This window comes from Pseudomonas sp. L13 (assembly GCF_009935965.1).
In the GTDB taxonomy this organism is placed as follows: Bacteria; Pseudomonadota; Gammaproteobacteria; order Pseudomonadales; family Pseudomonadaceae; genus Aquipseudomonas; species Aquipseudomonas lactis.
Genome location: NZ_QODJ01000004.1, coordinates 36,795 through 49,894, shown reverse-complemented (window position 1 = coordinate 49,894; position 13,100 = coordinate 36,795). Strand labels below are relative to the sequence as shown.

The following is a 13,100-nucleotide window of genomic DNA, read 5'->3' as shown; positions in this document are numbered from 1 at the left end:
GTTTACCGCTATCAGGCCATTTCCGCCGTGGTCTCGAACTCGAAGGTCAGCTCGCCGTCCTTCAGGTCGATGTGCACCACGCCGCCATGGTCGGAGAGTTCGCCGAACAGGATCTCTTCGGCCAATGGCCGCTTGATCTTGTCCTGGATCAGACGCGCCATTGGGCGTGCGCCCATTGCCGCATCGTAGCCGCCCTCTGCGATCCAACTGCGGGCCGCTTCCGTCACATCCAGCTGCACGCGCTTGTCTTCCAACTGCGCTTGAAGCTCGGTGAGGAACTTGTCCACCACGCTTTTGATGACCTCATGGCTGAGGCGACCAAACTGGATAATGGTGTCCAGGCGGTTGCGGAACTCCGGCGTGAAGCTCTTCTTGATCACTTCCATGGCATCAGACGAGTGATCCTGATGCGTAAAGCCGATCGAAGCCCGCGCCGCGGTTTCAGCACCGGCGTTGGTGGTCATGATCACGATGACGTTGCGGAAGTCCGCCTTGCGCCCGTTGTTGTCGGTCAGGGTGCCGTGGTCCATGACCTGCAACAGCAGGTTGAAGACTTCCGGGTGAGCCTTTTCGATTTCATCGAGCAACAATACGCAGTGTGGCTGCTTGGTGATCGCCTCGGTCAACAGGCCGCCCTGGTCGAAGCCGACATAGCCCGGAGGCGCGCCGATCAAGCGCGACACCGTGTGGCGCTCCATGTACTCGGACATGTCAAACCGCACCAGCTCGATACCCATGGCCTTGGCTAACTGGCGAGCCGCCTCGGTCTTGCCGACGCCGGTCGGGCCTGCGAACAGGAACGAACCGACTGGCTTGTCCGGCGACTTGAGGCCCGCACGGGACAATTTGATCGCCGTGGACAGCGAGTCGATGGCCGCATCCTGGCCAAACACGGTGAGCTTGAGGTCGCGCTCCAGGTTACGCAGCAGTTCCTTGTCGGAACTGGTGACGTGTTTTGGCGGAATCCGCGCGATCTTGGCCACGATGTCCTCGACCTGAGGCACGTCGATGCGCTTCACGCGCTTCTCGACCGGCTGCAGGCGCTGGTAGGCACCCGCCTCGTCGATCACATCGATGGCCTTGTCGGGCATGTGGCGGTCGTTGATGTAGCGCGACGCCAACTCAGCCGCCGCACGCAGGGCCTCATCGGTGTACTCGATGCCATGGTGCGCTTCAAAACGCCCCTTGAGCCCGCGCAGGATGCCGATGGTGTCTTCAACCGACGGCTCGGACACGTCAACTTTCTGGAAGCGACGCGCCAGGGCACGGTCTTTTTCGAAGATGCCGCGAAATTCTTGGAACGTGGTCGAACCAATGCAGCGGATATCACCGGAGGACAGCAGTGGCTTGAGCAGGTTGGAAGCGTCCATCACCCCACCGGAAGCCGCGCCGGCGCCAATGATGGTATGGATCTCGTCGATGAACAGGATGGCCTGCGGGCGTTTTTTCAGCTCGCCGAGCAACGCCTTGAAGCGCTTCTCGAAATCGCCACGGTACTTGGTCCCGGCGAGTAACGCGCCCAGGTCAAGAGAGTAGACGACACTGCTGGCCAGCAGGTCTGGCACCTGGTTGTCGACGATGCGCTTGGCCAGGCCTTCGGCAATCGCGGTTTTACCCACGCCCGCCTCGCCCACCAGCAATGGGTTGTTCTTGCGACGACGCGCCAGGATCTGCGCTACCCGCTCAACCTCATGCTCACGCCCCACCAGCGGATCGATCCGCCCCTGGCGTGCCATTTCATTGAGGTTGCTGGCATAAGCATCCAGCGGGTTGCTGGAAGAAGAAGACTCACCGCCCTCCTCGTCCTGCATGTCCTGCTCACCCTCGGAATGATCGCCGTGCCCAGGCACCTTGGAGATACCATGGGCGATGTAATTGACCACATCAATACGGGCAACGCTCTGCTGCTTGAGCAGGAACACGGCCTGGCTTTCCTGTTCGCTGAAAATCGCCACCAGCACGTTCGCGCCTGTGACCTCACGCTTACCGGAGCTCTGTACGTGGAACACAGCACGCTGCAATACCCGCTGGAAGCCCAGGGTTGGCTGGGTTTCGCGGTCCTCGTCATGCACGGGGATCAGTGGCGTGGTGGAGTCGATAAACTCCTGCAGGTCATGCTTGAGCTTGTCAAGATTGGCGCCGCACGCACGCAGGACCGTGGCGGCAGCTTCGTTATCCAAAAGTGCCAGCAAAAGGTGTTCGACGGTCATGAATTCATGACGCTTCGAACGAGCCTCCTTGAAGGCAAGATTGAGGGTGACTTCGAGCTCGCGGTTTAACATAGCTTCACCTCATACCCAAGTGGTCGGCGTTAACCGTCCTTCTCGATTTCACAGAGTAGCGGATGCTGGCTTTCCCTGGCGTACTGGTTGACCTGCATGGCCTTTGTCTCGGCGATGTCGCGGGTAAACACTCCACATACTGCCCGTCCTTCTGTGTGAACGGCCAGCATTACCTTGGTCGCCAACTCGCGGTTCAGGTTAAAAAACACCTCGAGCACTTCGACGACGAAATCCATCGGTGTGTAGTCATCATTAAACAAAACCACCTTGTACATCGGCGGCGCCTGTAAAGCAGGCTTCGCCTCCTGAACAGCAATGCCTGCAGAACCGTCGTCGTCATGTTCCTGATCCGGGCGATCCTGATTGAATGTTAGTCGAATCTGGCTGTTTGCATGCATGGGAAAGAAAGGTTCGTCAGTGGTTCAATTACAGTGGTGGGGGCGACCTGTCAGATTTTCAACTCTGACCCTTTGGTCACCTTGACTATCGGCGAAACGGTGTTACAACGAATAGAGCCCACAGTGGGTAAAAAAGGTCCGCGCAGTCAACCTTATTTATTCGGGTTAGGACGGATAGACAGGATGATACTCCAGTGATGGAGTCTGGTGCAGAGGGATATCGCGATGCTAAGTGGGAAGGTCAAGTGGTTCAACAATGCCAAGGGTTACGGCTTCATTATTGAAGACGGCAAGAGTGAAGACCTTTTTGCGCATTACTCAGCGATCAATATAGATGGGTACAAAACGTTGAAGGCGGGTCAGCCTGTAAGCTTTGAAATCATTCAAGGGCCAAAAGGCATGCATGCCGTAAATATTGCTCCTACGCCTGCCCCTGCGGAGAGTGCGAAACAGACAAAGGTTGAAAAATCAGAGAAGCAACGGGCCTGACCAGCCACTGAATAAAGCATTGAACGCAAACCGGCCGCCCTGGATCATCAGGGCGGCCGGTTCTGTCTGCCTGTTTACATATGTTTGATCAACGCATCACCGAAGCCCGACGACGACACCAACGTAGCACCATCCATCAGACGCTCGAAGTCATAAGTCACGGTCTTGGCCGAAATCGCGCCATTGGTGCCCTTGATGATCAAGTCAGCCGCTTCGACCCAGCCCATATGCCGCAGCATCATTTCCGCCGACAGGATCAATGAACCTGGATTGACCTGATCCTTGCCCGCATATTTAGGCGCAGTACCGTGGGTGGCTTCAAACATTGCCACGGTGTCAGACAAGTTGGCCCCCGGTGCAATACCAATACCGCCCACTTCCGCCGCCAAGGCATCGGACAGGTAGTCACCATTGAGGTTGAGCGTGGCGATCACGTCATACTCGGCCGGGCGCAGCAGGATCTGCTGGAGCATGGCGTCAGCAATCGCATCCTTGACCACTACATTCTTGCCGGTCTTGGGGTTCTTGAACTGCATCCAAGGCCCGCCGTCGAGCAGTGTCGCACCAAACTCTTCAGCCGCCACTTCGTAGGCCCACTCCTTGAAGGCACCCTCGGTGAACTTCATGATGTTGCCTTTGTGCACGATGGTCAGCGAATCGCGGTCGTTATCCACCACATACTGCAAGGCCTTGCGCGCCAGGCGCTTGGTGCCCTCTTTGGAGACCGGTTTGACGCCGATCCCGCAATCCTGGTCGAAACGGATCTTGGTAACGCCCATTTCCTCCTTGAGGAACTTGATCACCTTGATCGCTTCCGGCGAACCGGCCTTCCACTCGATGCCCGCGTAAATATCCTCGGAGTTCTCACGGAAGATGGTCATGTCCACGTCGCCAGGCTTTTTCACCGGGCTGGGGACGCCTTCGAACCAGCGCACCGGGCGTAGGCACACATAGAGGTCGAGTTGCTGGCGCAGCGCTACGTTCAACGAACGGATACCACCACCGACCGGCGTGGTCAGGGGGCCCTTGATAGACACCACGTAATCCTTGACCGCATCCAGGGTTTCCTGGGGCAGCCAGGTGTCCTGGTCGTAGACTTGAGTGGCCTTTTCGCCAGCGTACACCTCCATCCAGGAGATTTTGCGCTTGCCGCCGTAAGCCTTTTCAACAGCGGCATCGACCACCTTGATCATCACCGGGCTGATGTCGACGCCAATACCGTCTCCTTCGATGTAGGGGATGATCGGTTGGTCAGGAACATTGAGAGAATGGTCTGCATTGACGGTGATTTTGTCGCCGACTGCCGGAACCTGAATCTTCTTGTATCCCATGCTGAACTCCATCTATGGATTGAACATCTGGCTGCGTTCGAGCCTACTCCAGATAAATGGCGACTGAAACCTCACGCCATGCTCATTTGCATCGAAAACAGCACATTTGGTGGCCTACAAGCCTGAAAGCAAAGGGAAAAGCGCCAATCTTGAGCACATCTCACCACCCCACGCACCTGCGACCTTTAGACCAATGGACGAGCCCCCTTTTGTATGAAGGCTCAGCGTAAGCATAGCGACCTATGTATAATGCCGCCGCTGACCAAAGAGTCACGACGGCGGACCGCTCTAGAACGTAGCCTTTCGCCAGAAAGCCGGACTATTACCATAGCCCACCCGCTTGACGCTCGACTGATGCAAACCAAAATCACCGCGAAGAAACCTCGACATTTCGCTCATGGATGACTTTGAACGAACGCGCTCTACCCGGCGCATCTCGAGTTTCTGCGCACGCTTTCAGCAAAGAAGAGAGTTAATCCGAATATGCCCACCCGCTCGAAGATCATCTATACCTTCACCGACGAAGCCCCAGCCCTCGCCACCTATTCACTGCTGCCTATCGTAGAGGCCTTCACCGCTTCCGCTGATATTGCCGTGGAAACCCGCGACATTTCCCTCGCCGGGCGCATCCTCGCAAGCTTCCCCGAGCAACTGGGCACCAAGGCCATCCCGGACCACCTCGCCGAACTGGGCGACCTGGCCGTTACGCCTGAAGCCAACATCATCAAGCTTCCCAACATCAGCGCCTCGACCCCGCAGCTGCAAGCCGCGATCAAGGAACTGCAGGCCCAGGGCTACGCCCTGCCGGACTACCCTGAAACCGTAACCACCGACGCGGAAAAAGAAACCCGTGCACGTTACGACAAGGTCAAGGGCAGCGCCGTGAACCCGGTCCTGCGCGAAGGCAACTCTGACCGTCGCGCACCGCTGTCGGTCAAAAACTACGCACGCAAGCACCCGCACAAGATGGGCGCCTGGGCTGCCGACTCCAAGTCGCACATTGCCCACATGAACAACGGCGACTTCTACGGCAGCGAAAAAGCCGTGCAGATCGAAGCCGCTGACGCTGTGAAAATTGCGCTGGTTGCAAAGGACGGCACCACCACCGTTCTGAAGGAAAAGACCAACGTACAGGCCGGCGAAATCATCGACACCGCCGTGCTGAGCAAGAAAGCCCTGCGCAGCTTCATCGCCGCTGAAATCGAAGACGCCAAGAAGCAAGGCGTGCTGCTGTCGGTTCACTTGAAAGCCACCATGATGAAGGTCTCCGACCCGATCATGTTCGGCCAGATCGTTGCCGAGTTCTATAAAGACGCCCTGGCCAAGCACGCCACCGTGCTGGAACAGATCGGCTTCAATCTGAACAACGGCATCGGCGACCTGTACGCCCGCATCAAGGCGCTGCCGGCCGACCAGCAAGCGCAGATCGAAGCCGACATCCAGGCGGTCTACGCCGCGCGCCCTGCCCTGGCGATGGTCAACTCCGACAAAGGCATCACCAACCTGCACGTGCCGAGCGACGTGATCGTCGACGCCTCGATGCCAGCGATGATCCGTGACTCCGGCAAGATGTGGGGCACCGACGGCCAGCTGCACGACACCAAGGCTGTGATCCCGGATCGCTGCTACGCCACCATCTACCAGGCGGTCATCGAAGACTGCAAGGCCAATGGCGCGTTCGACCCAACCACCATGGGCAGCGTGCCAAACGTTGGCCTGATGGCCAAGAAAGCCGAAGAGTACGGCTCCCACGACAAGACCTTCCAGATCAAGGCTGACGGCGTTGTCCGCGTCACCGACAGCCAGGGCAACCTGCTGATGGAACAGAACGTCGAAGCTGGCGACATCTTCCGCATGTGCCAGACCAAAGACGCGCCGATCCAGGACTGGGTCAAGCTCGCCGTCAACCGTGCTCGCGCCAGCAACACCCCGGCCATCTTCTGGCTGGACCCCAAGCGCGCCCACGATGGTGTAGTCGTCGAGAAAGTTCAGGCTTACCTCAAAGACCACAACACCGAACGCCTGGACATCCGCATCATGGCCCCGGTCGATGCGATGAAGTTCACCCTGGAGCGCACCCGCAAGGGCCTGGACACCATCTCGGTGACCGGCAACGTATTGCGCGACTACCTGACCGACCTGTTCCCGATCATGGAACTGGGCACCAGCGCCAAGATGCTGTCGATCGTGCCGCTGATGAACGGTGGCGGCCTGTTCGAAACCGGCGCTGGCGGCTCGGCTCCAAAGCACGTGCAGCAACTGCTGGAAGAAAACTTCCTGCGCTGGGATTCTTTGGGCGAGTTCCTGGCCCTGGCCGCGTCCCTTGAGCATTTGGGTGTGACGTACAACAACCCCAAAGCCCTGGTGCTGTCCAAGACCCTGGACCAGGCCACTGGCCAGTTCCTGGACAACAACAAGTCGCCATCGCGCAAAGTCGGCAACATCGACAACCGCGGCAGCCACTTCTACCTGGCGCTGTACTGGGCACAAGCCCTGGCCGCCCAGACTGAAGACACTGCACTGCAAGCGCAGTTTGGTGAATTGGCCAAAACCCTGGCCGAGAATGAAGCAACCATCGTTGCCGAACTCAACGCCGTACAGGGCAAGCCAGTGGACATCGGCGGCTACTACGCGCCGAACCCAGAGCTGACCAGCAAAGCCATGCGCCCAAGCAACACCCTCAATGCGGCGATTGCCAAGTTGAAGTAAGGTTGTAAGGATGCAAAGAAGCCCCGGCCAAGTGCCGGGGTTTCTGTTTATCGGGACTTCACTGAAGAAACCCCATCAAATGTGGGAGCTGGCTTGCCTGCGATTGCAGTCTGTAGGAGCGAGCTTGCTCGCGAAAAACTCAAAGGCGCCGCGTTCATTCAGCAAGCACGCGTTATCGTTGACGTTTTTCGCGAGCAAGCTCGCTCCTACAGAAGGCAACTACCGCTTAACTGACTGGCATTAAGGCAAGCCAGCTCCCACATCGACCGTACCACCTTCCAGATACCGAGGTTTGCAATGACCTGGCTCCCCCACATCACCGTCGCCACCATCGTCGAAGACAACGGCCGCTTCCTGATGGTCGAAGAACTCAAGGGCGGCCGCGCCGTGCTCAACCAGCCCGCCGGCCACCTGGACCCGAACGAAACCCTGACCGAAGCCGCCGTGCGCGAAACCCTCGAAGAAACCGGCTGGGACGTGGAAGCCACCGGCATCGTCGGCATCTACCTGTACACCGCACCAAGCAATGGCGTGACCTACCAACGGGTCTGCTTTATCGCCAAAGCCCTGAGACACCACCCGGAGTATCAACTCGACGAAGGCATCCTGCGCGCCCGCTGGCTGACCCGTGACGAGCTGATGGCCGTGCGCGACGACTGGCGCAGCGAGCTGATTATCCGCTGCATCGATGATTACCTGGCCGGCCAACGCCACAGTCTCGAATTGATCCGCCCTTCTCTTTAGCCTTGCGGGCCCAGGCCTGCTAGAATCGCGTCCTTTTTCAAGACACCCGTTGAAACCCTATGCGTGATCCAGCCCCTTCTGACACACAAAAGAAGCGCGTCATCGTCGGCATGTCCGGCGGCGTGGATTCTTCCGTTTCCGCCGTTCTGCTCATGGAGCAGGGTTATGAGGTGGAAGGCCTGTTCATGAAGAACTGGGAAGAAGACGATGGAACGGAATACTGCACCGCCATGGACGACTTGGCGGACGCCCAGGCCGTGTGCGACAAGATCGGTATCAAGCTGCACACCGCCAACTTCGCCGCTGAATACTGGGACAACGTGTTCGAGCACTTCCTGGCCGAATACAAGGCCGGCCGCACGCCGAACCCGGACATCCTGTGCAACCGCGAAATCAAGTTCAAGGCGTTCCTCGACTACGCCATGATGCTCGGCGCCGACCTAATAGCTACCGGCCATTACGTGCGCCGTCGCGATATCGATGGCCACACCGAATTGCTCAAGGGCCTGGACCCGAACAAGGACCAGAGCTACTTCCTGCACGCCGTGGGCGGTGAACAGATCGCCAAGACCCTGTTCCCGGTCGGCGAGCTGGAAAAGCCCGAAGTGCGCAAGATCGCCGAGAAACACGGCCTGGCCACCGCCAAGAAGAAAGACTCCACCGGTATCTGCTTTATCGGCGAGCGGCGCTTCAGCGACTTCCTCAAGCAATACCTGCCCGCGCAACCGGGCGAGATCAAGACCACCGACGGTGAAGTGATCGGCCGTCACCATGGCCTGATGTACCACACCATCGGCCAGCGCCAGGGCCTGGGCATTGGCGGCCTGAAGGACGCTGGCGAAGAGCCGTGGTACGTGCTGGTCAAAGACCTGGAAAACAACGTGCTGGTGGTCGGCCAAGGCAATGAGCACCCGCTGCTGTTCTCCGGCGCCCTGCTCGCTTCCGAGATCTACTGGGTCAACCCGATCGACTTGAGCACCCCGCGCCGCCTGACCGCCAAAGTGCGTTATCGCCAGAGCGACCAGCCCTGCACCCTGGAAAAGACCGCCACCGGTTACCGCGCCACCTTCGATGACCCGCAACGCGCGGTCACCCCTGGCCAGTCCGTGGTGTTCTATGACGGCGAGATCTGCCTGGGCGGCGGCGTGATTGAAGTCGCGCAAGCCTGGAGCAATCCGGCATGAGCCCGACCCAGGAGCAATTGACGGCCCTTGGCGGTGTGTTTCTCGCTGCGGTACTGGTGGACAAGATCGCCAAGACCGGCCAGGTCACGGAAGCCGGCCTGACCTGCATGCTCGGCAGCCTGCTGATCCGCGACCCCAAGGACACCCTTGAGGTTTACGGCGGCGACGACTTGGCGCTGCGTGAAGGCTATCGCGCCCTGATCGGCGCCCTGGAGCGCGACCCCAGCACCTTGCAGCGCGAACCGTTGCGCTACGCCCTGTCGATGCTTGGCCTTGAGCGCCAGTTGGCCAAGCGCGACGACCTGCTGGACACCATCGGCAAGCGCTTGCCGCAGATCCAATCCCAGGTAGAACACTTCGGCCCGGCCCACGAAAACGTGATTGCCGCCTGTGGTGCGCTGTACCAGGACACCTTGAGCACCCTGCGCCAGCGTATCCAGGTGCACGGCGACATGCGCAACCTGCAGCAACCCAACAATGCGTCGAAAATCCGCGCCCTGCTGCTGGCCGGTATTCGTTCGGCACGCTTGTGGCGCCAACTGGGCGGTCATCGCTGGCAGCTGGTGATCAGCCGACGCAAATTGCTCAAAGAGCTTTACCCGTTGATGCGCAACGAATAAGTCGCACCAGCAGGCTGTTTTCAAGCCATTACGCGTAATACGCCGGTCAGTTGGCGACGGACCGGCGGATTTTTTCATGTATGATACGCGCCCCATTTCGTTGCCCGACTGTCCGAGAACACCCCATGCAGCTCTCTTCGCTCACTGCGGTTTCCCCTGTTGACGGCCGCTACGCCGGCAAAACCCAGGCCCTGCGCCCTATTTTCAGCGAGTACGGCCTGATCCGTGCCCGTGTCCTGGTTGAAGTGCGCTGGCTCCAGCGCCTGGCCGCTCATCCCGCCATCAGCGAAGTGCCGGCGTTCTCCGCCGAGGCCAACGCTGTATTGAACACCCTGGCGGAAAACTTCTCCCTGGAGCACGCCGAGCGTGTGAAAGAGATCGAGCGCACCACCAACCACGATGTAAAAGCCATCGAGTACCTGCTCAAAGAGCAAGCGGCCCAACTGCCGGAACTGGCCCAGGTCAGCGAGTTCATCCACTTTGCCTGCACCAGCGAGGACATCAACAACCTGTCCCACGCCCTGATGCTGCGCGAAGGCCGTGATGACGTGATGCTGCCGCTGATGCGCCAGACTGCCGAAGCCATCCGCGAGTTGGCAATCCGTTTCGCTGCCGTGCCGATGCTGTCGCGCACCCACGGCCAGCCGGCCTCGCCGACGACACTGGGCAAAGAACTGGCCAACGTGGTGTACCGCCTGGAGCGCCAGATCGCCCAAGTCGCCGCCGTGCCATTGCTGGGCAAGATGAACGGCGCCGTAGGCAACTACAACGCGCACCTGTCGGCTTACCCTGAGATCGACTGGGAAGCCAACGCCCGCGCCTTCATCGAAGACGAACTGGGCCTGGGCTTCAACCCCTACACCACGCAGATCGAACCGCACGACTACATCGCCGAGCTGTTCGACGCTATCGCACGCTTCAACACCATCCTGATCGATTTCGATCGCGATATCTGGGGCTACATCTCCCTGGGCTACTTCAAGCAACGCACCATTGCCGGCGAAATCGGTTCTTCGACCATGCCGCACAAGGTCAACCCGATCGACTTCGAAAACTCCGAAGGCAACTTGGGCATCGCCAACGCCCTGTTCCAGCACCTGGCCAGCAAGTTGCCGATCTCCCGCTGGCAGCGCGACCTGACCGACTCCACCGTACTGCGCAACCTCGGCGTGGGCTTTGCCCACAGCGTGATCGCGTACGAAGCCAGCCTCAAAGGCATCAGCAAGCTGGAGCTCAACGAGCAGAAGATTGCCGCTGACCTGGACGCGTGCTGGGAAGTATTGGCCGAGCCGATCCAGACCGTAATGCGCCGCTACAACATCGAAAACCCCTACGAGAAGCTGAAAGAATTGACGCGCGGCAAGGGCATCAGCCCCGAAGCACTGCAAACTTTCATCGACGGCCTGGACATGCCAGCCGCGGCCAAGGCCGAGCTGAAACTGCTCACCCCGGCCAACTACATCGGCAACGCTGTAGCGCAAGCCAAGCGCATCTGATCCAAGCAAGCTCCTTTGAGACGCCCGGCCGCGCCGGGCGTTTTTATTCCTGTCTTAAAAGTGCTTTTTTTCAATAGGTTACACATGAATCCTGATATCCCTCTTCAACTTCTGGGCGGCATCACGGCACGGGAATTCCTGCGCGACTACTGGCAGAAAAAACCGCTGCTGATCCGCCAGGCCATCCCTGACTTCGAAAGCCCGATCGACGCCGACGAACTGGCAGGCCTGGCCCTGGAAGAAGAAGTCGAGTCGCGCCTGGTGATCGAACACGGCGAGCGCCCGTGGGAACTGCGTCGTGGCCCGTTCGCCGAAGACGCTTTCAGCACCCTGCCCGAGCGTGAGTGGACCCTGCTGGTGCAGGCGGTCGACCAGTTCGTGCCGGAAGTGGCTGAGCTGCTGGAGCACTTCCGCTTCCTGCCGAGCTGGCGTATCGACGATGTGATGATCAGCTTCGCCGCGCCGGGTGGCAGCGTCGGTCCGCATTTCGATAACTACGATGTGTTCCTGCTGCAGGCCCAGGGCAAGCGCAACTGGAAGATCGGCCAGATGTGCAATTCCGAAAGCCCGTTGCTGCAACACGCCGACCTGCGCATCCTCGCCGAATTCGAAGAAAGCGCCGAATGGGTACTGGAACCGGGCGACATGCTCTACCTGCCGCCACGCCTGGCGCATTTCGGCATTGCCGAAGACGACTGCATGACCTATTCCGTGGGCTTCCGTGCGCCGAGCGCCGCCGAAGTGCTGACCCACTTCACCGACTTCCTCAGCCAGTACCTGACCGACGAGGAGCGCTACACCGACGCCGACGCTCAGCCGGTCAGCGACCCGCACCAGATTCAGGGCGACGCACTGGACCGCCTCAAGGGTCTGCTCGCCGAGCACATGAGCGATGAGCGCATGCTGCTGACCTGGTTCGGCCAGTTCATGACCGAACCACGCTACCCGGAACTGGTAGCCGGCGAAGAGTTGGGCGAAGAAGACTTCATCAACAGCCTGCAAGACGGCGCGATCCTGGTGCGCAACCCGAGCGCGCGCCTGGCCTGGTCCGAAGTGGACGACGACGTCCTGCTGTTCGCCAGCGGCCAGAGCCGTTACCTCCCAGGCAAACTGCGTGAACTGTTGAAGCTGGTGTGCTCGGCCGATGCACTGCACAGCGAAAACCTGGGCGAGTGGCTGGCCGACGAAGACGGTCGCGACCTGCTGTGCGAACTGGTCAAGCAAGGCAGCCTGGGGTTCGCGGATGAATAAAATTCACGTAAGTGTCGCGGACTGGCGAAAGGATATCGACGAGATTCGGCGCATTCGTGAAGCGGTATTTATCGCCGAACAATCGGTTCCGCCTGAACTCGAGTGGGACGCCGATGATGCCGATGCGGTGCATTTTCTGGCATTCGAAGGCGATTTCCCGATTGGCACCGCTCGACTGCTGCCCAGCGGCGAGATTGGTCGCGTATCGGTGCTCAAGGACTGGCGCGGGCTGAAAGTCGGCGACAAGCTGATGGAAGCCGTGATTGGCGTAGCCGAGCAACGTGGCCAGACCCGTCAGTTCCTGAGTGCGCAGGTGTATGCGGCGCCGTTCTATGAGCGACTGGGTTTCAAGATTGTCAGCGATGAGTTTCTTGAAGTCGGGATTCCGCATGTGGATATGGTGCGCGGGGGCTGATTCGAGACCCAGTCACCTTTATCGCAGGCAAGCCAGCTCCCACATTTGACTGCATTCCAAGTGTGGGAGCTGGCTTGCCTGCGATAGCTATTTCAGCAACACCCTGAATGCCCTGCCTGCCAGGGCATTTTGCCGTCTACGATTCAACTTGCACCCTGCCAGGCCGACAAACTGGCACTAT

The 13,100-nt window shown here is 59.4% G+C and carries 11 protein-coding genes; 8 read left to right on the top strand and 3 right to left on the bottom strand.

The annotated features are described in order from the left end of the window. Positions 1-11: 11 nt before the first annotated feature. Together clpA and clpS are read right to left on the bottom strand one after the other, a co-directional pair. Positions 12-2,282 carry an ATP-dependent Clp protease ATP-binding subunit ClpA gene (gene clpA, locus DK871_RS04075; protein WP_003192090.1) on the bottom strand — a complete coding sequence of 757 codons (2,271 nt, stop codon included), beginning with the start codon at positions 2,280-2,282 and terminating at the stop codon, positions 12-14. A gap of 29 nt (positions 2,283-2,311) precedes the next feature. Further along, positions 2,312-2,680, bottom strand: a complete 369-nt coding sequence (gene clpS, locus DK871_RS04070; RefSeq protein WP_005789091.1) for an ATP-dependent Clp protease adapter ClpS — start codon at positions 2,678-2,680, stop codon at positions 2,312-2,314. A 225-nt stretch (positions 2,681-2,905) separates the two neighbouring features. On the opposite strand from clpS, the gene cspD reads away from it, so the two are divergent. Beyond that, entirely contained in the window at positions 2,906-3,169 is a 264-nt protein-coding gene (cspD, locus tag DK871_RS04065) for a cold shock domain-containing protein CspD (protein WP_161904154.1), read from the top strand. A 74-nt stretch (positions 3,170-3,243) separates the two neighbouring features. Here the strand turns inward: cspD and icd are convergent, their stop codons facing one another. Then, a complete protein-coding gene (gene icd, locus DK871_RS04060; protein ID WP_005789095.1) occupies positions 3,244-4,500 on the bottom strand; it encodes an NADP-dependent isocitrate dehydrogenase in 1,257 nt (418 codons plus the stop codon). 483 nt (positions 4,501-4,983) lie between these two features. Between icd and DK871_RS04055 the strand changes: the two genes are divergently transcribed. The 7 genes from DK871_RS04055 to DK871_RS04025 all read left to right on the top strand — a co-directional run bounded on the left by DK871_RS04055 (position 4,984) and on the right by DK871_RS04025 (position 12,919). Beyond that, entirely contained in the window at positions 4,984-7,209 is a 2,226-nt protein-coding gene (locus DK871_RS04055; protein ID WP_161904064.1) for an NADP-dependent isocitrate dehydrogenase, read from the top strand. Positions 7,210-7,506: 297 nt separating this feature from the next. Next, a complete protein-coding gene (locus DK871_RS04050; protein ID WP_161904063.1) occupies positions 7,507-7,953 on the top strand; it encodes an NUDIX hydrolase in 447 nt (148 codons plus the stop codon). Positions 7,954-8,012: 59 nt separating this feature from the next. After that, positions 8,013-9,137, top strand: a complete 1,125-nt coding sequence (mnmA, locus tag DK871_RS04045; protein WP_161904062.1) for a tRNA 2-thiouridine(34) synthase MnmA — start codon at positions 8,013-8,015, stop codon at positions 9,135-9,137. Next, on the top strand, positions 9,134-9,757 hold the full coding sequence (hflD, locus tag DK871_RS04040) for a high frequency lysogenization protein HflD (RefSeq protein ID WP_003192101.1): 624 nt from the start codon (positions 9,134-9,136) through the stop codon (positions 9,755-9,757). The genes mnmA and hflD overlap by 4 nt, the downstream gene beginning before the upstream one ends. 125 nt (positions 9,758-9,882) lie before the next feature. Further along, on the top strand, positions 9,883-11,253 hold the full coding sequence (gene purB / locus DK871_RS04035) for an adenylosuccinate lyase (RefSeq protein ID WP_161904061.1): 1,371 nt from the start codon (positions 9,883-9,885) through the stop codon (positions 11,251-11,253). 84 nt (positions 11,254-11,337) lie between these two features. Beyond that, entirely contained in the window at positions 11,338-12,504 is a 1,167-nt protein-coding gene (locus DK871_RS04030) for a cupin domain-containing protein (protein WP_014718907.1), read from the top strand. Then, on the top strand, positions 12,497-12,919 hold the full coding sequence (locus DK871_RS04025; protein ID WP_032896670.1) for a GNAT family N-acetyltransferase: 423 nt from the start codon (positions 12,497-12,499) through the stop codon (positions 12,917-12,919). The genes DK871_RS04030 and DK871_RS04025 overlap by 8 nt, the downstream gene beginning before the upstream one ends. The last annotated feature ends 181 nt before the right edge of the window (positions 12,920-13,100 follow it).

Excerpts from the sequence above, each read along its gene's own strand:
- DK871_RS04050 (WP_161904063.1), top strand. The coding sequence starts at position 7,507 with ATGACCTGGCTCCCCCACATCACCGTCGCCACCATCGTCGAAGACAAC.
- clpS (WP_005789091.1), bottom strand. The coding sequence starts at position 2,680 with ATGCATGCAAACAGCCAGATTCGACTAACATTCAATCAGGATCGCCCG.
- DK871_RS04030 (WP_014718907.1), top strand. The coding sequence starts at position 11,338 with ATGAATCCTGATATCCCTCTTCAACTTCTGGGCGGCATCACGGCACGG.
- DK871_RS04055 (WP_161904064.1), top strand. The coding sequence starts at position 4,984 with ATGCCCACCCGCTCGAAGATCATCTATACCTTCACCGACGAAGCCCCA.
- cspD (WP_161904154.1), top strand. The coding sequence starts at position 2,906 with ATGCTAAGTGGGAAGGTCAAGTGGTTCAACAATGCCAAGGGTTACGGC.
- clpA (WP_003192090.1), bottom strand. The coding sequence starts at position 2,282 with ATGTTAAACCGCGAGCTCGAAGTCACCCTCAATCTTGCCTTCAAGGAG.
- mnmA (WP_161904062.1), top strand. The coding sequence starts at position 8,013 with ATGCGTGATCCAGCCCCTTCTGACACACAAAAGAAGCGCGTCATCGTC.
- hflD (WP_003192101.1), top strand. The coding sequence starts at position 9,134 with ATGAGCCCGACCCAGGAGCAATTGACGGCCCTTGGCGGTGTGTTTCTC.
- DK871_RS04025 (WP_032896670.1), top strand. The coding sequence starts at position 12,497 with ATGAATAAAATTCACGTAAGTGTCGCGGACTGGCGAAAGGATATCGAC.
- purB (WP_161904061.1), top strand. The coding sequence starts at position 9,883 with ATGCAGCTCTCTTCGCTCACTGCGGTTTCCCCTGTTGACGGCCGCTAC.
- icd (WP_005789095.1), bottom strand. The coding sequence starts at position 4,500 with ATGGGATACAAGAAGATTCAGGTTCCGGCAGTCGGCGACAAAATCACC.